The following is a 14,902-nucleotide window of genomic DNA, read 5'->3' as shown; positions in this document are numbered from 1 at the left end:
CCGTACGGGTTCACCCGTACGGCGGGAATAGGCCACCTCGGTGCCAGGTTGTCGCCGGTCGTAGGAGTACCCGTACGTACCCGTACCACCGAGACGAACCGAGGGAACGACCCGACGTGAACCAGGTCCCCACCATCAAGCTCAACAACGGCACGCCCATGCCCCAGCTCGGCTTCGGCGTCTGGCAGGTCCCGGACGACGAGGCGGCGCAGGCCGTGGGCTCCGCGCTGGAGGCGGGTTACCGCAGCATCGACACGGCCGCCATCTACGGCAACGAGGCGGGCACCGGCAAGGCCATCGCCGCGTCCGGGGTGCCGCGCGAGGAGCTGTTCGTCACCACGAAGCTGTGGAACGGCAAGTCCGAGACCTGGGGCCGGGACAACGTGCTGCGCGAGTTCGACGCCTCGCTCGCCAAGCTGGGCCTCGATGAGATCGACCTGTACCTGATCCACTGGCCGCGCCCGATGCGCGACGACTTCGTAGCCATCTGGAAGGCCTTCGAGGAGATCGCGGCGAGCGGCCGCGCCAAGGCCGTGGGCGTGTCCAACTTCCGCCCCGCCGAACTCGAGCGGCTCGGCGCCGAGAGCTCCCTGGTCCCGGCCGTGAACCAGATCGAGCTGCACCCGCTGCTCCCGCAGGCCGAACTGCGCGCCGTGCACGCGCGCCTGGGCATCGCCACCGAGGCCTGGTCCCCGCTCGGCCAGGGCAAGGACCTCCTCACGCTGCCGGCCGTCGCCGTGATCGCCGAGAAGCACGGCCGCTCGGCCGCGCAGGTGGTGCTGCGCTGGCACCTGCAGCTCGGGAACGTCGTGATCCCCAAGTCCGTGACCCCGTCGCGGATCCGGGAGAACCTGGACGTCTTCGGCTTCGAGCTGGACGCCGCCGACATCGCCGCGCTGGACGCCCTGGGCGCGGGCGCCTCGGCCCGCCGGATCGGTCCCGATCCGGCCGAGTTCGACTTCTGAGCCCGTCCGTGAGCGCGCTGGCGGCGCCGGACGGCGTGTACCGGATCCGCAACGTCGCCAGCGGGCTGCTGCTGCGGGTCGAGAGCGGGAACCGGGTGGGCGTCGGGCCGGACGGCGGACCGGACGGCGGGCCGGACGCGTCCCGGCAGTGGGAGGTCACCCCGGTGCACAGCGGCGGCGGGATCTTCCACGTGGTCAGCGTGCACAACGGCAGGCGGCTCGACGTCGCGAACGCGTCGACGGAGAGCGGCACCCGGGTCCAGGTGTGGAAGGCCAACGCCTTCGGGGCGCAGGAGTGGATCGTCGAGGCACACCTCGACGATCCGGGCGTCGTCTCGCTGATCGCCGCCATCAGCGGGCTGCCGCTGGAGGCGGACGCGCAGGGCGGGGCCCGCCAGTGCGAGGACGAGGACTCGCCCGCGCAGTGGTGGCGCCTGGAGCCCGTCTGAGCGGACCGGGCCCCGCCGCGCGGCGCCCGTCCGAGCGGACCCGGGCCGCCGCGCGGCGGCCGTCAGTCGCGGACGAAGCGGAACAGCCGGTACGTCGGCTCCGCGCGCGGGGTGTCCGGCCCGGGCAGGCGTTCCAGCCGGCCGGCGAGCTCGCGCGGGGTGGTCCCGCGCGGGCGGACCCGGGAGGCGTACCGCCCGGCGAGCAGTGCGGCGGCGCTCCCGCGCGGGGTGCGCCCCTGGCCGTACCCGGTGAAGCGGGCTTCGCCGGCGGGGCGCAGGCCCGCCGCGGCCGCGTGTGCGGTGACCTCGGGTGCGGCGTCGGCGGGGCCGGGGGTGAGGTGCGGCGCGAGCACCTCGTCGATGTCGCTGCCGACGTCGTGGGCGGCGTCCTTGTCGACGGTGGTGACGAACACCCCGCCGGGCCGCAGCACCCGCCCGGCCTCGGCGATCACGGCGGCCACCGCACCCGGTGCGCGCAACAGGTGCAGCAGCCAGACCGCGCTGACCGCGTCGAGCGAGCCCGGGCGGACCGGGAGGCGGGCTCCGGAGGCCAGGACCACCGGGACGCCCCGGGAGCGGGCCATGGCGGCCATCCCGTACGAGGCGTCCGCGCCGAGGACGCGCAGCCCGGGGCGGGCGGCGGCGATCCGGGCGGTGACGATGCCGGTGCCGCAGCCGAGGGCGAGCAGGGTCCCGGTGGCCGCCGGGAGCAGGCCGAGGACCGCCGCGGCGGCGGCCTCGGCGCGCGGGGCTCCGCCGCGCGTGGCGTCGTAGGCCTCGGCCTCGGCGTCGTAGTCGAGCAGGGGTCGCGCCACCGCCATCAGGCGGCGCCGTGGGCGGGGGCGAGGGACTCGACGCGCTCGGCGAGGGCGAAGTCGGCGGCGGTGACGGAGTCCGCGGCGTCGTGCGTGTTCACGGAGACGCGGACGGTGTTGTAGCCGAGCGTGAGGTCGGAGTGGTGGTTCAGCTCCTCCTGCACGGAGGCGATGTGGCTGACGAGGGCGCTCGCCGCGAAGTGGCTGCCCAGCCGGTAGGTCCGGATGATCCGGTCGTCCTCGAAGGCCCAGCCCGGGAGTTCCCGCAACCGGTCCTCGATCTCCTTCTGCGAAAGCGGCTCTCTCGACATCCACAGGCTCCTTCCCCGTACACGACTGCCCGATTGACCTGACGTGAAGTCAAGGTTCCCACAGCTCAGGGCACAGGGAAGGTTTCGCGCCATAGTGCGTGCGGGTGCTTCCGCGCCTTCCGAGACCACCGCGACGCCCCTATGCTCCTGCGCCGGACGTGACTGTTACCGCCGGTAATACCGCTGGGTATCGACCGGGTATCGAGGGGACACCATCGTGACGCGCACAGGCAACTCCAGGCGCACGTTCATCGCGGGGGCCGCGGCCACCGCCGGCGCGTTATCCACGGCCGGGGCCCTGGCCGCCCCGGCCGAAGCGGCCGCCGGGACGGAAGCGGCCACCGGGGCCACCGGGGCTGGCACCACCGGACCGGCGCGCCGCGTCGCCGTCCTCGGCGGCGGGGTCGCCGGCCTCACCGCCGCACACGAACTGGCCGAACGCGGCTACGCGGTCACCGTGTACGAGCGCCGGGCGCTCGGCGGCAAGGCCCGCAGCATGGACGTACCGGGCAGCGCGCGCGGCGGCCGCCGCCCGCTCCCCGCCGAGCACGGCTTCCGCTTCATCCCCGGGATCTACCACAACCTGCCCGACACGATGCGGCGCATCCCCTTCCCCGGCAACGCCAACGGCGTCTGGGACAACCTGGTCGCCCCGCGCGAGATGATGTTCGCCCGCGCGGCCGGCCGCGAGGACCTGCGCGCGCCCATTCCCTGGCCGGAGCACGCCCCCGCCGAGCTGACCCCCGACGAGCTGCGCCGGGCCCTCACCGGCATCCTCCAGTCGCTGGTCCGCCTCCCGCTCCACGAGACGGCGTACTTCGTCAACCGCGTCCTCGTCTTCCTCACCAGCTGCGACGAACGGCGCGAGGACCAGTGGGAGCGGACCCCCTGGTGGGAGTTCACCCGGGCCGCCCGCATGTCGCAGGAGTACCAGCGCATCCTCGCGATCGGCATCACCCGCAACATCGTGGCGACCAAGGCCGAGGAGGCCTCCACCCGCACGGTCGGCACGCTCGGCGAGGCCTTCGTCTTCAACCTGCTGGGGCGGGGCGCGGACGGCCCGCCGGACCGGATCTTGAACCTGCCGACCAACGAGGCGTGGATCGATCCGTGGGAGGCCCGGCTGCGCGCGCTCGGAGTCGAGTTCAACATCGGCTGGACGGTGCGCGAGGTGCGCTGCGCGGACGGCCGCGTGAGCGGGGTGCTCGTCGAGGACCCGGCCGGGGCCGTGCGGACCGTCACCGCCGACCACTACGTCAGCGCGCTGCCCGTGGAGCACGCCCGCCCCACCTGGAGCGCCGCGCTGCGGGCGGCCGACCCGATGCTGGGGCGCTGCGACGAGCTGCGGACCGACTGGATGACGGGCATCCAGTTCTACCTCACGGAGCGCGCGCCCCTCGTCCACGGACACCTCAACTGCATAGACTCCCCCTGGTCGTTGACGGCGATCCAGCAGGCCGAGCACTGGCCGGCGCGCGATTTCCCCGCCGACTACGGGGACGGCGCCGCCGTGGACTGCCTGTCGGTCGACATCTCCGAATGGGACAAGCCCGGGATCCTGTACGGGAAGACGGCCAAGCAGTGCACCCGCGAGGAGATCGCCCGCGAGGTGTGGGCCCAGTTGAAGGCCTCGCTCAACGACACCGGCAGGACGCTGCTGTCGGACGGGAAGCTGCACTCGTGGTTCCTGGACCCCGGGGTGGACGGGACGGGCACGCCGAACCCCACCAACCAGGACCAGTTGCTGATCCACCCGACCGGCACCTTCCACAACCGGCCGAGCGCGGGCACCCGCATCCCCAACTTCTTCCTCAGCGGGGACTACGTGTCCGTCGACATCGACCTCGCGACGATGGAGGGCGCGAACGCCTCGGCCCGCGCCGCCGTCAACTCCCTGCTGGACCGGGACGGTTCGAAGGCGTCGCGGTGCACGGTCCGGCCGATGTACCGGGCCCCGGAGTTGGAGCCCTTCAAGCGCAACGACCTGTGGCGCCACCGGCTCGGCCTGCGCAACGCCTTCGACCTGGGCTGAGCCGGCTGGGCTAACTTCGTGTCATGACGACTGCGAAGGTGGGCGCCCTGCTGCGCATGTGGCGGGAGCTGCGCGGGATCAGCCAGCTGGAACTGGCGGGCCGCGCCGACTCCTCCTCCCGGCACATCAGTTTCGTGGAGACCGGCCGCTCCCGGCCGAGCGAGGAGATGGTGCTGCGGCTCGCCGACCGGCTGGACGTGCCGGTGCGGGACCGCAACGCCCTGCTGCTGGCGGCCGGTTACGCGCCCCGATACGCGCACACCCCGCTCGACGATCCGTCGATGACGGTGCTGCGCGAGGGGCTGGAGCGGCTGATGGCCGGCTACGAGCCGTATCCGGCGCTGGTGGTGGACGCGACGTACAACGTGGTGGCGGCCAACCGGGGCATCATGATGCTGATGGAGGGGCTGCCCGAGCACCTGCTGGCCGGCCCGCTCAACGCGATGCGGCTGACCCTGCACCCCGAGGGCCTCGCCCCGCGGATCCGCAACCTGCCGCAGTGGCGGGGGCACCTGCTGGAACAGATGGAGCGGCAGATCGCGCTGGTCCGCTCGGCGCCGCTGCGCGCCCTGTACGAGGAGGTGGCCGCCTATCCGGCCCATCCCGCCGATCCGGCGTCGGAGCGGCCCGGCGGCGCGCCGGAGGAAGTGGTCGCGCACATCGCGCTTCCGCTGCGGATCGAGCACGACGGACACCTGCTCTCCTTCGTCTCCTCCATCTCCACCTTCAACACCCCGATGGACGTGACCGTGGCCGAGCTGGCCATCGAGACCCTGCTCCCCGCCGACCCGGCGACGGCGAAGTACCTGCGGTCACTGGCTCCCTGAGCCCGCCCGCAGCGCGAGGTGCTGCAGGAGCGCGAAGGAGCCGACGACGAGCGCCTGCGCCGGGATCCACAACGCCCCGGCCACGGTGGGGGAGAACCAGGCGAAGACGGCGACCAGACTGAGCGCGGCCCAGGCGCAGTTCGTCTCGATGACGAGCTTCACCGGGAGGGCCGGGGGCTGCGGGCGCGAGGCCAGCAGGGCGACGCCCGCGCCGTAGACCAGCAGCAGGGCGCCGAGCCCGAGCAGCAGGCCCTGCCCGACTCCGAGCAGCCGGCCGAGCGGAGCGGAGAAGGCGGCGTAGGCGAGCCCGTTGCCGGCGGTGACGACGGCGTCGAGGGCGAGCACGCGGCGCAGCGCGAGCCGCGGGACGGGGGTGCGGGCTACGGCGGTGAGCAGGGTTGCGGACATGGCGGATCAGCCTCCATCGAGGATCGAATGCGCTGGCGGGGTACGGGTGACCCGGGCTCCGGAGCCGAGTGCGCGACCCCGGAACCCGATGGCCCCACTGTGCCGCCGGGGCCCCGGCCCGGTCGATTACCTCCGGGGTCATGCCCCTCGGCGGGGGTCCGGCGTCCCCACCTTCTTTGAGCCGGACGGAAAGAAAGGTGGAGGGTTTCCCTGTTCCGCCACGGAACCGGGGACTAGGCTTCACGCAGAGCGACCAGATCGAACCTTCTCTCTACTGACGGAGAAACGCCCGGTGCCAGCCGCCGACCGACCCGACCTCACCGCGGCCTGGGGCCGCGTCTCGGGGTTGGCGGAGCGGCGCGGACAGGACCCCGCGCAGGTGCTCGCCGCGGAGCGGCTCGGCCACCTGTCCGGGGTCGACCCGGCGCGCATCCCCCGGGTGTTGGCCGGCACCGCCACCGAACCGCCCTTGTGCGAGCGGGTGCACCGGCGCTTCCTGCGGCTGCGCGCCACCCGGCTCGACAAGCACGGCCGGGAGTGGCCGCTCTGCGCCATCGCCGAGGACTTCGACGCCCCGGGGGCCTCCCTCGGCCCGCTCAACGCCGGCACCGGACTGCCCCGGCTCGGCCACGCGGCCGGCGTGCAGCGGTTCTTCGGGGTCTACGCCGGGTTCCTCCTCGCCGACGCCAAGAGCGCGGTGGAGCGGGCCCTGGCCGCCACCGGTCCCGGGAGCGGCTCGGGGGGCGACGACCTGGAGCACCTCTCGTACCTCACGGGCATCACCCCGCAGGACATCCGGCTCACCCTCGACGGGAACCCGCCCCGCCTCCCCCTGAAGGAACAGGTGCGCGGCCGGTTCGAACACCTGCGCCGCACCAGGCCCCGGGCGGACGGGCAGCCGTACTCGCTCTCCGCGATCGCCGGGTCCTTCGACGCGTCGGGCCAGTCCCTGACCCGCCTCGCCCAGGGCGAGGGACTGCCCAACCTCGCGGCGGCCGCCGGGATCCAGCGCTTCTACGGGGTCGAGAGCGGATTCCTGCTGGCCGACGACACCGAGGCGCTGGCCGCCGCCCTCGCCGGGATCCAGCGCGAACTGGAGTCCGAGGAACGGTCCGCCGAGAACCCGATGCTCGCCGTGATGCGGGCGCACGACGTGCGCGGCATCGTCACCCGGGCGGGCCGGCTCTCCCCGGCGGGCTGGAGGTCGCTGGCCGACCACCTGGACGACCTGCTGGCGCGGGAGGGGCAGTTGGGCCGCCCGCCCGGGCCCGCGCCGCGCCGCGCGGACCAGCGCGCCGCGGGCGCCGGCGCCGGCGCGCGCGGCGACCACGCGGGCACCGGCGAGGGGGAAGCACGGTGAGGACCACACGGGCCATGCGCAGGCTCGGCGACGATCTGCGGGCGGCCGCGGAAGCCGCCGGAGCCGCCCGGCCCGCCGGAGCCGCCGGAGCCGCCGGGGCCGCCGGAGCCGCCGGAGCCGCCGGAGCCGCCGACATCATCGGGGCCCTGTGCGCCGCCTACGGGCGCGTGCGCGGCGGGCGCCCGATGGAGTTCCGGTTCGCCTCGTTCCCGCCCGACACGGCCAGCGGGCTGTGGCTCGGGCTGGAGGACCGCGACCTCCTCGTCATCGAGGAGCGCACCCGGCCCGAGCACCAGCTCGTCATCGCCTGCAACGAGATCTGGCACGTGCACGAGGGCACCTGCGGCCGGCACGGCCCGGGCATGGCCGTCGCCGCCCGGCTGACGGGCCGCGGCGGCAGCCTCGCCGGTCTGCTGGACTCCGACCGGGGGCTGGGCTCCGTGGTGCGGCAGGCGGCCGCGCGCGCCGACCGGGAGGACCCGGCGGAGATCCGCGCGGAGACCTTCGGGCTGCACCTCGGCAAGATCCTCAAGGCGTTCCTCCCCCCACCCCGGGAGGCAGAGGTCCCCGAAGCGATCGAGCGGATCAAGAGCTCGTTCGGCTGGGGACGTTGAGCGCGGACCCGTGAACACGCCCGGCGGCCCGCCACCGCCCGCCCGCCCCGCCGACGCACCTCCTGCGCCGATGCGTCCTCGCACGGCCCCGACAGAGAGCACCACACGATGACCAAGTCTTCCCCGCCCCGGCACGCCGTCGTCATCGGCGGCAGCCTGTCCGGCATGCTCGCGGCAGCCGTCCTCGCCGAGCACACGACGGTCACGATCATCGAGGCGGACGCCCTGCCACAAGGCCCGGAGCCGCGCCGCGGACTCCCCCAGGCCCGGCACACCCACCTGCTGTGGTCCGGCGGCGCGCGCGCCATCGAGAAGATCCTGCCCGGCATCACCGACGACTGGACGGCAGCGGGCGCCTTCCGCCGCAGCCTGCCCACCGACCTGGTCACCAAGACCGCCCAGGGCTGGCTGCCGCGCCACGGCGAGATGCAGTTCAACATCTCCTGCAGCCGCGACCTGCTCGACTCGGTGGTCCGCTCCCGCGTCATCGGACTGGACGGGGTCACCATCCTCCAGCAGAGCCGGGTCCGGGGCCTGGAAGGCACGGCCGACCGGATCACCGGGGTCCGGGTGGACACCGCCGGAGCGGAGAACCGCCTGGTCCCCGCCGATCTCGTGGTCGACGCGAGCGGCCGCGGCTCCCGGTCCCGCACCTGGCTGGAGGCGCTCGGCGTGAGCGGCCTCAAGGAGGCCGGGGTGGACTCCGGGCTCGTCTACGCGACCCGCATCTTCGAGGCGCCCGAGGGCGCCCACGCCGCGGGCTTCCCGATCATCAACGTGCAGTCCGACCCCCGGGTGCCCGTACCCGGCCAGACCGCGACGATCGTCCCGATCGAGGACGGCCGCTGGCAGGCCACCCTGTCCGGCACCCGCGGCGGCCAGCCCACGGGCGACCCGGAGGCCTTCATCCCGTTCGCCAAGGGGGTCCGCGACCCCATCGTCGGCGAGCTCCTCGAAGGCAGGAAGCCGCTGACCGACGTCTCGGTGACCCAGGGCACCGCCAACCGCCGGATCTTCTTCGAGAAGGCCGACCTGCCCGACGGCTTCTTCGCCGTCGGCGACTCGGTCGCCACCTTCAACCCGCTCTACGGCCAGGGCATGACCGTCGCCGCCCAGGGCCTGCTGGCCGTGCGTACGCTGCTGCGCGCCAAGGGCCTGTCGCACCCGTCCATCGGCCGCGAGGCGCAGCGGGCCATCGCCCCGCAGGTGGCCGTCGCCTGGGACCTCGCCACCTCGCAGGACATCCTGTACCCGGGCGCCACCGGCATCGAGCCGCGCGCCGGGGCCGGACTGCTCAACGCTTACGTGGACCGGCTGATGACCGGCGCCACCACCAAGTCCTCGCTCACCGCCGCCCTGCTCCAGGTCATCACCATGAACCGGGCTCCCTCGTACTGGATCCGCCCCGGCGTGGTCTGGGACGTGCTGCGCGCCTCCGGGCGGGGCGCCCCGAAGGCGCCGCCGCTGACCGCCGCCGAGCGGACGGTCGCGGGCCTGGACCAGGACGGGCCGGCCGCGCCCGCGGCGCCCGCCGGGGACTCCGCGGGCTCCCCGGACCCCGCCGATCCCGTCGGACAGGCCCGGTGATCGAAGGGCTCGTGCTCTACGTGCCGGGTGCGGTGATCGCCACGGCACTGGTGGTCAAGGCGCCGACGCTGCGGCGGGGCCGGGACCAGCCCCTCATGCGCGCCGTGTGCACGCTGCTCGTCGTGGGCTCGCCGGCCGTGTTCCTCTCCGCGCCGCCGACCATCGTCGCCGTCAACCGGCTGACGGGCGTCGCCAACTTCTCGGCACCCCTGGTGTACAGCCTGCTCACCGCCTTCTCCGGCGCGTGCATCGTGCTGATCCTGCACTGGAGCGGCCTCGCGGCGGCCTGCCGGCGCCGGCAGGCGGCCGACCGGGCGGGCCGCGGCGCGGAGGGCGCCGGACTCGGCACCGGAGCCGGTGCCGGTGCCGGCACCGGCCGCCCCGCTCCGTACCCGCTGGACTCCCGCCCGCTGACCGAGCTGGCCCGGGAGTTCCACGCCTCGCCGATCGTGGCCGAGGCCCGCCGCCGGGCCGCGGGGGTCTGACGGCGGGCCTGTGCGGCCGCAGGGGGCCCCGGGGCGCCCGCGGCCGTGCCGTCTACACACCCGGCGCTCAGAAGACGGCAGAGGAGTTTTCTGCCGGTCCGGTGGGCTCGGAGAGGTGTATAAGAGGCAGGGCCCCCATCGGCCTCGATTCGGCGCAGCCATCGGGGACCGTCACCGGCCTGGGGACCGGGGACCGCCACAACGGGGACCGACCTGGCACGGTCCCCAAGCTGAACCCCGGCCCCAACACGGTCCCCGTCCCGCGCGGGGACCGTCCCGAGGGGACCGACGGTCCCCAGCACGGGGACCGTCCTGAGACTGTCGCCCCACCGGGGACCGGCAACGAGCCCCGCACGGTCCCCAACTCGGTCCCCAACCCCAAAGCCGCCGGCGGGGACCGGGCGGGGCACGCGCCCGCAACGGTGCGGAACAACGGCGTCAGCGGGGACCGTCCCCGCCACGACCGCACCGTCTCGGTCCCGGGGACCGGGGACCGTAAAGGGACGGTCCCCGGGACCGAGACGGACGGTCCCCGTCCCCACCCTGCACCGGATGGGGACCAGGACGACGCCGGGGACCGTGACGGGGACCGGGGCAACGCCGACCCCGAGGACCCGCCGGCGAAGCCGCGCCGGGGACCGGTCCCCAAACCGAAGCGGGGGACGGGGAACCGCGTCCCAGACCGGTCCCGCACCGGAACGGGACCACGGTCCCGCTCCCGCCTCACCGAGGACGAGATCGTCGACCGACTGCGTCCCCACGTTCGGACCGCACTTGAACGGGACGGCAACGAGTCGGTCACCCGCGTGCAGCTGCGAGCGATCATGCGCGCCCAGCAGATCCCCATCCGCAACGACCGCCTTACCCCCGTCCTCGCCCGACTGCGCGACGACAACACCAAGACGAGGAGCCCCCGATGAAGACCTGTCCCCGCTTCACTCGCATCCGCACCGACTTCGAGCGCGACATCCGCTACCTCGGCAACTACGCCGCCCACCACCAGGGAACGCCCCAGTCGAAGACCAGCGCCCGGAACGCACTCGGCACCAAGCAGCGGATGGCCGAGGCCCTCACACGGCACTACACGCACTGCCCCGAATGCGGATGACTCACCCATAACGGCAGACAGGGTGCCCCCTGAGGCACTCCACAGGGCGGCCCAGGCTCCTTGCCGGGCCGCCCAGCGTTCGGGCAGCAGGTTCCCGAACGCCCCACCGCAACCCCGACCGCACCAGCTCCACGAGGACCCGAACCCGATGACGAACCCGCCGAACAGTGCGACCACCGCTCCAGATCAGCCGGACTACAACTCGCTCTCGCGGCGAGCAAGTTGGGACGGAAGCGTAGCTTCCGTCACACCCGCCCCCGAGGGGGCGGGAGAGGACCTGCACCAGGGGGCGCAGGTCCTTCTGTCTTCGACCGGGGGCGGATCGAAGTCAGGGCAGGAGGAGAAGCCGTCCGAGCGTCGCAGCCGCCGTGACCGCGCCGACCGCGCCCGACAGCGCCCGCGCCAGCCGCGAGAGAAAAAGCGACTGCACCAGCCCAATACCCGCTTCAACGAAGAAGAGTTCTCGCTGATCAAGTCCGCCGCCGCCCGATGCCATCTGTCCGTCGCCGGTTTCCTCGCCCGCTCCGCTCTCGCCGCCGCCCGTGACCTCGACCGCACCAGCGCCGAGATCGCCGACGAGCGCGAAGTGATCACCGCCCTGTTCGATAGCCGGCGCAGGCTCGGCTGGGCCGGCAGCAACCTGAACCAGGTCTCCAAGGCCTTGAACTCCGGTGCTGACGTCCCCCAGCTCGACACGGCGCTCTCCGCCGTCCAGCGGGCCGCCGAGACGGTGCACGAAGCCGCGGCACAGCTGATCGCGCAGCGCACGTCGTGATCCCCAGCGTCAACGACCCCGGCTCGCGGACCATCGGCCTCCTCGCCTACCTGTACGGGCCGGGCAAGCACGAGGAGCACACCGACCCGCACCTCGTCGCGTCCTTCGACGGCATGTCCCCCGACCCCGGCCGGGATCCGAAAGCCACCTTGAAGGACCTCCAGCAGCTCCTCGACCAGCCCGTCGAGGCCCTCCCGGAGCACGCCCGACCCGCCAAGCACGTGTGGCACACCTCCGTGCGCGCCACCGCGGGCGACCGGATCCTGTCCGACGAGGAGTGGGGCGAGATCGCCCGCCGGGTCGTGGCCGCCACCGGCATCGACCCTGGCGACGGCGAGCCGGCCTGCCGCTGGGCCGCCGTACGGCACGCGGACGACCACATCCACATCATCGCCACCCTGGTGTGCGAGGACGGCAGCCGCCCCGACGACTTCCGCTCCGGCAAGCGAGCCCAGGCCGAGTGCCGCCTCATCGAGAAGGAACTCGGCCTGCACCAGGTCGCGCCCGGGGACGGGACCGCCGCCCAGCGCCCCACCAGCGCCGAACGCCACAAGGCCGAGCGCCAGGGCCGCGAGCGCACTGCCCGGGAAGAACTGCGCGAGACCGTGCGCCGTGCGGTCGCCGGCGCCCAGAGCGAGGGTGAGTTCTTCGACCGCCTGGCCTCGGCCGGCCTGCTCGTCCACAAGCGGGTCGCACCGTCCGGTGACCTCCTCGGGTACAAGGTCGCGCTCCCCGACGACCGCAACAAGAAGGGTGAGCCGGTCTTCTACCCTGGCGCACGGCTTGCCCCGGACCTTTCCCTGCCACGCATCCGTGAGCGCTGGACGGACCCCGTAGCGGCCGGGCCGGACGGCGAAGGCGTCACCGCGGATGCTCCGCTGCGCTCGGTGCCCGGGCCTGCCTCCGCACGACGGGCCGCAACGACCGCAGCCTGGCAGGCGGTGCTGGTGTTCGACGATGGCGACGACGGCGTGATCTCCGCGCACATCGCGGCGGCTGGCGAGGTCCTGGACGCACTCGCCAAGACCTCCGCCGCGCACACCCGCAAGCAACTTGGCGAGGCCGCCTCCGTGTTCGAGCGGGCCTCGCGCTCCCACGTCCGAGCCGCACGGGGGCACGACCGCGCCCTGCGCCAGGCCGCCCGTGACCTCGTTCACGGCGGGCCGGCGCTCGGCCGCGGGGAGGACGGGGCGAGCACCGCGATGCTGATCGACATGGCGTTCTTCCTCGTCACCGCCGCCGCGGCCTGGCACGGCAGGAAAGAGCACGCCCAGCAGGCCGCCGCTGCCCTCCAGGCCGCCGAACACCTGCGCGCCGCCTACCAGGCCGCAGCCGGCCACCCCATGGCCGTACTCCACCAGCGGGGCCGCCTCCTGCCCCCCGCGCTCCAGCGGCGGCATGCCGCCGTCCTGCGCCAAGCGGTGCCGGAGCTCGCCGAGCAGGTCCTGGCCGAGGCCGGGTGGCCGGCGCTCGCCTCTACCCTCGCCGACGCTGAAGCGGCCGGCCACGATCCGGCCGGACTCCTCGTGCAGGCCACCGGGCGAAGGGAGTTGGATACCGCATCCTCGGTCAGCGATGTATTGGTGTGGCGGCTGCGCCGTCTGGCCGGGCTCCCCGCCGACGCCTCCGCGACACCGCTACCCGGAAACACCACCGCCCAGCCGTCGCGTTCGCACACGAACGGCCCCGCGAACACCCGCCAGGACGAACGCAACCGGGCCCGTGGACATTGAGAGATTTTAGAGTGGAACGACGACAGGGGTGTGGTGCACGATCTATGGTGCCCGGCAGGACAAGGACGAGGGGGGACCTCATGTTCGGACGCAATCGCGAACGACGAGAACGACTCGAAGCCCAGCAGCAGTGGGAAGCGTGGAGTGCGGCGCACGTCGAGCCGCCGCTGGAACCGGAGAACCAAGGACCGGGGCCCGTGCCGGTCGTGGACGACTTCCTGCCGCCCGACCTGCGCATGCCGACGCGCGAGGAACTGGCCGGGATGCTGACGGCCCATGACAGCCCGCTCGTCCTCGACGGTGAAGTCCGCGCCTGCAGCGAGTGCGGTGCGTACCGGAAGTGGATCGTCGCGAGCACCACCGATGGTGTGTGGCTGCGCTGCCCGGCCGGCCACCAGCAGGTCGAGCCCCGCCTCGATGCGGCCTGGTTCAACACGATCAGCGGGCCCATCACCGCACAGCACGCCTCGTACGAGGAATGCCTGCGCTTTCTCGGCCACTGACCCAACCCCTGCCACCCGCAACGCCGGAGGAGAGCCCCACGGGGGCCCGGCCGTCAGACCCGATCGACCACCCCAGGGGTTCACATGCGCATGCGCGCCATCGCCACCAGCTTGGCCATCGCGGCCTCCTTCGCCATATCCGGCTGCTCCAGCAGCACCGCCGCAGGTTCCACCTCGCCCTTCGGGGAGCTGTCGGGGCAGCCCAAGGCCAGCGCCTCGGCGTCCAGCACTCCCCTGTCCTCCTCCTTGCTCGCCGGACGCCTGCTCGTCGAGGCCGACCTCGGTCAGGACTACGCACTCAAGCCCGAGACCCCCGCCCGTCACGACGACGTGACGGTGATCGGCTGTCCGGCGCTGGAACAGCTGGGCGGTGACGCCGCCTCCGGTGGGAGCCTGGACTTCCCGAACAAGGCGAAGGCTTCCTTCCTCTACAGCGGCGACACCGGATCCGAAGTCTCCGAGGAGCTCTACAGCGATACCGCGCCGAAGCTGGCCGCTGGTACGAAGCGGATCTTCGACGCGATGACCGGCTGCCCCGTCTACCAGGTGGTGGTCGGCAGCAAGCCCATCAAGATCGCCACGCAGAAGCTCGCCGCCCCCGCCCTGGGCGACCAGGCCTGGAGCCAGCTGCTGACCTTCACCGCCGGCGGGCAGGACAGCGTCGTCAAGCAGACGGCCGTCCGCTCCGGAGCCGTCCTGCTGATCGTCTCGGGATCACCGGCCCTGGTCGACTCCCACGTGGAGAAGGCCCTCACCAAGGCCCACCCCGCAAGCTGACCGCACCACGCGCCCCGGCCCCGCCGCTCCCCCAGGAACGGCGGGGCCGACCTGCATTTCGGGGGCTGCTTGGGCGCCCAGAGCCCGGAGGAACAGGGCCCGGGATACGCGACAGGCCCGGTTCCCTCCTCCTTGCGGAGTGGGAACCGGGCC

Annotated in this window: 16 protein-coding genes; 13 read left to right on the top strand and 3 right to left on the bottom strand. The window is 73.5% G+C overall.

Translation table 11 applies throughout. The features are described 5' to 3' along the window. Window positions 1-116 precede the first annotated feature (116 nt). Together DRB89_RS31590 and DRB89_RS31585 are read left to right on the top strand one after the other, a co-directional pair. Entirely contained in the window at window positions 117-965 is an 849-nt protein-coding gene (locus DRB89_RS31590; RefSeq protein ID WP_112448943.1) for an aldo/keto reductase, read from the top strand. Window positions 966-982: 17 nt separating this feature from the next. Further along, window positions 983-1,414, top strand: coding sequence for an RICIN domain-containing protein (locus tag DRB89_RS31585; protein WP_112453431.1), 432 nt, complete (start codon window positions 983-985; stop codon window positions 1,412-1,414). 62 nt (window positions 1,415-1,476) lie between these two features. Here the strand turns inward: DRB89_RS31585 and DRB89_RS31580 are convergent, their stop codons facing one another. Together DRB89_RS31580 and DRB89_RS31575 are read right to left on the bottom strand one after the other, a co-directional pair. Then, entirely contained in the window at window positions 1,477-2,217 is a 741-nt protein-coding gene (locus DRB89_RS31580; RefSeq protein ID WP_112463904.1) for a class I SAM-dependent methyltransferase, read from the bottom strand. Window positions 2,218-2,234: 17 nt separating this feature from the next. Then, window positions 2,235-2,540, bottom strand: a complete 306-nt coding sequence (locus DRB89_RS31575; protein ID WP_112448944.1) for a 4a-hydroxytetrahydrobiopterin dehydratase — start codon at window positions 2,538-2,540, stop codon at window positions 2,235-2,237. A 217-nt stretch (window positions 2,541-2,757) separates the two neighbouring features. Here DRB89_RS31575 and DRB89_RS31570 point away from each other — a divergent pair, with 217 nt between their 5' ends. Then, the gene (locus tag DRB89_RS31570) at window positions 2,758-4,572 is read left to right on the top strand and encodes an FAD-dependent oxidoreductase (RefSeq protein ID WP_112448945.1); all 1,815 of its coding nucleotides are present in this window, start codon (window positions 2,758-2,760) and stop codon (window positions 4,570-4,572) included. A 23-nt stretch (window positions 4,573-4,595) separates the two neighbouring features. Further along, a complete protein-coding gene (locus DRB89_RS31565; protein WP_112448946.1) occupies window positions 4,596-5,399 on the top strand; it encodes a helix-turn-helix transcriptional regulator in 804 nt (267 codons plus the stop codon). On the opposite strand, the gene DRB89_RS31560 is transcribed toward DRB89_RS31565, so the two are convergent. After that, window positions 5,385-5,807, bottom strand: coding sequence for a hypothetical protein (locus DRB89_RS31560; protein WP_112448947.1), 423 nt, complete (start codon window positions 5,805-5,807; stop codon window positions 5,385-5,387). The genes DRB89_RS31565 and DRB89_RS31560 overlap by 15 nt on opposite strands. 292 nt (window positions 5,808-6,099) lie before the next feature. On the opposite strand from DRB89_RS31560, the gene DRB89_RS31555 reads away from it, so the two are divergent. The 9 genes from DRB89_RS31555 to DRB89_RS31510 all read left to right on the top strand — a co-directional run bounded on the left by DRB89_RS31555 (window position 6,100) and on the right by DRB89_RS31510 (window position 14,749). Further along, window positions 6,100-7,167, top strand: coding sequence for a hypothetical protein (locus DRB89_RS31555; RefSeq protein WP_112448948.1), 1,068 nt, complete (start codon window positions 6,100-6,102; stop codon window positions 7,165-7,167). Continuing rightward, window positions 7,164-7,781 carry a toxin-antitoxin system, toxin component gene (locus DRB89_RS31550; protein WP_162688807.1) on the top strand — a complete coding sequence of 206 codons (618 nt, stop codon included), beginning with the start codon at window positions 7,164-7,166 and terminating at the stop codon, window positions 7,779-7,781. Before DRB89_RS31555 ends, DRB89_RS31550 begins: the two co-directional genes overlap by 4 nt. A 108-nt stretch (window positions 7,782-7,889) precedes the next feature. Next, window positions 7,890-9,368, top strand: coding sequence for an FAD-dependent oxidoreductase (locus DRB89_RS31545; protein ID WP_204357729.1), 1,479 nt, complete (start codon window positions 7,890-7,892; stop codon window positions 9,366-9,368). Continuing rightward, on the top strand, window positions 9,365-9,853 hold the full coding sequence (locus DRB89_RS31540; RefSeq protein ID WP_112448950.1) for a hypothetical protein: 489 nt from the start codon (window positions 9,365-9,367) through the stop codon (window positions 9,851-9,853). The genes DRB89_RS31545 and DRB89_RS31540 overlap by 4 nt, the downstream gene beginning before the upstream one ends. Window positions 9,854-10,769: 916 nt before the next feature. Further along, the gene (locus DRB89_RS31530) at window positions 10,770-10,961 is read left to right on the top strand and encodes a hypothetical protein (RefSeq protein ID WP_112451414.1); all 192 of its coding nucleotides are present in this window, start codon (window positions 10,770-10,772) and stop codon (window positions 10,959-10,961) included. A gap of 148 nt (window positions 10,962-11,109) precedes the next feature. After that, window positions 11,110-11,736: a hypothetical protein gene (locus DRB89_RS45120; RefSeq protein WP_239516422.1), complete on the top strand. Its 627-nt coding sequence runs from the start codon at window positions 11,110-11,112 to the stop codon at window positions 11,734-11,736. Beyond that, window positions 11,733-13,469 carry a mobilization protein gene (locus tag DRB89_RS31520; protein WP_239516421.1) on the top strand — a complete coding sequence of 579 codons (1,737 nt, stop codon included), beginning with the start codon at window positions 11,733-11,735 and terminating at the stop codon, window positions 13,467-13,469. Before DRB89_RS45120 ends, DRB89_RS31520 begins: the two co-directional genes overlap by 4 nt. An 80-nt stretch (window positions 13,470-13,549) precedes the next feature. Continuing rightward, a complete protein-coding gene (locus DRB89_RS31515; protein WP_112451413.1) occupies window positions 13,550-13,972 on the top strand; it encodes a hypothetical protein in 423 nt (140 codons plus the stop codon). 84 nt (window positions 13,973-14,056) lie between these two features. Next, window positions 14,057-14,749: a hypothetical protein gene (locus DRB89_RS31510; RefSeq protein WP_112451412.1), complete on the top strand. Its 693-nt coding sequence runs from the start codon at window positions 14,057-14,059 to the stop codon at window positions 14,747-14,749. Window positions 14,750-14,902: the final 153 nt, after the last annotated feature.

It is taken from the genome of Streptomyces sp. ICC4, from assembly GCF_003287915.1.
GTDB classification, from domain to species: Bacteria; Actinomycetota; Actinomycetes; order Streptomycetales; family Streptomycetaceae; genus Streptomyces; species Streptomyces tritrimontium.
This window is presented reverse-complemented; position numbering and strand designations above follow the sequence as displayed.

Coding starts and splice junctions, on each gene's coding strand:
- DRB89_RS31575 (WP_112448944.1), bottom strand. CDS start 2,540: ATGTCGAGAGAGCCGCTTTCGCAGAAGGAGATCGAGGACCGGTTGCGG.
- DRB89_RS31565 (WP_112448946.1), top strand. CDS start 4,596: ATGACGACTGCGAAGGTGGGCGCCCTGCTGCGCATGTGGCGGGAGCTG.
- DRB89_RS31560 (WP_112448947.1), bottom strand. CDS start 5,807: ATGTCCGCAACCCTGCTCACCGCCGTAGCCCGCACCCCCGTCCCGCGG.
- DRB89_RS31545 (WP_204357729.1), top strand. CDS start 7,890: ATGACCAAGTCTTCCCCGCCCCGGCACGCCGTCGTCATCGGCGGCAGC.
- DRB89_RS31530 (WP_112451414.1), top strand. CDS start 10,770: ATGAAGACCTGTCCCCGCTTCACTCGCATCCGCACCGACTTCGAGCGC.
- DRB89_RS45120 (WP_239516422.1), top strand. CDS start 11,110: ATGACGAACCCGCCGAACAGTGCGACCACCGCTCCAGATCAGCCGGAC.
- DRB89_RS31515 (WP_112451413.1), top strand. CDS start 13,550: ATGTTCGGACGCAATCGCGAACGACGAGAACGACTCGAAGCCCAGCAG.
- DRB89_RS31510 (WP_112451412.1), top strand. CDS start 14,057: ATGCGCATGCGCGCCATCGCCACCAGCTTGGCCATCGCGGCCTCCTTC.